Origin of the sequence: Flavihumibacter sp. CACIAM 22H1 (assembly GCF_001601815.1) — a bacterium.
GTDB lineage: Bacteria > Bacteroidota > Bacteroidia > Chitinophagales > Chitinophagaceae > Flavihumibacter.
On the sequence record NZ_LUKG01000129.1, the window covers coordinates 6337 to 7426 of the forward strand.

2 protein-coding genes are annotated in these 1090 nt (G+C 44.5%); both read right to left on the reverse strand.

Annotated features, from left to right (window positions below):
• Positions 1–779 (reverse strand): AAA family ATPase (locus A1D16_RS20820; RefSeq protein ID WP_290713327.1); only part of this gene is annotated, 779 nt, incomplete at its 3' end.
• A gap of 181 nt (positions 780–960) precedes the next feature.
• Positions 961–1090: C4-type zinc ribbon domain-containing protein (locus A1D16_RS20825; RefSeq protein WP_290713330.1), on the reverse strand; the 130-nt coding region annotated here is incomplete at its 5' end.

The following is a 1090-nucleotide window of genomic DNA, read 5'->3' on the forward strand; positions in this document are numbered from 1 at the left end:
GAGTGCCCGGAAGAATAGGAACTAAGTTGTTGCCCCAACTGCCGGAGCACCTGAACCACCGGCGTTTCCAGGTTTTTCAGTTGTGCCACAACCGCAGCTAAGGCCAGTTTAATACCCTCCGAACTGTTCAACAAACGAGCTTCTTCCTCCAAGGCTTCCAATTCATTTTCGCTAAAAGCAGCCTCCTCCAGTTCCTTGAATAAATACTGGATATAATCCTGTTCTTTCGTACTGTTGTTTTTTCGGTCCTCCAACCCTGTTAGTTCACGTAATAACTGAACCCATCGCTGGTACTGTTGCTGGTATTGCTGCAAAAGCGATTGATTATTGGCCAATGCATCTACCACCATCATTTGAAAATCAGCCGATCCAAGAGAGAGGGTATCAAACTGGCGGTGCAGATCAACCAACAACATAGCTAGTTGCTGTAGCTGCACCAGGGAAGCAGGTGTATCATTGATAAAAGCCCTTGACTTTCCGGTGGGGGCAATTTCTCTGCGAAGCAGTAACTCTTCGCTATAGTCCAATTCCTCTTTTTCCAGGAATGTTTTTATTTCAAGTTTTCCTGCAACCGCAAACACCCCTTCCACCACTGTCTTCTTTTCCCGGTTTACCATTACACTGCTATCAGCGCGTTGGCCCAATATCAGTGATAATGCCCCCATAAGAATCGATTTTCCGGCACCTGTTTCACCTGTAATGATGGTTAGCCCCGCATCAAAGCTGATATCCAGTTCATCTATAATAGCATAATTCCTGATTCGCAATTCCTGCAACATACATTCTAATATGCCGGCAATTTAGGGAAATGTTAGGGTGCATCAACCACCTCAAAAAAAATCCGTCAAAAAACCATCTTTACTTGTACCGGCAGCCGACAAGCCGGCTGGAAAAGAAAAAAGGCCCGCTTAGAACGGGCCTTTTTTCTTTTTTTATACCTGTAAAAAAACGTTGGAGGGTTTATTTTACGTCCACACCATCATTCAACTCGCTGTCTACGAGGATCCGACCGCAGTTTTCACAAACAATGATTTTTTTGCGCTGTTTAATTTCACTCTGACGTTGCGGAGGAATAGCATTAAAACAACCA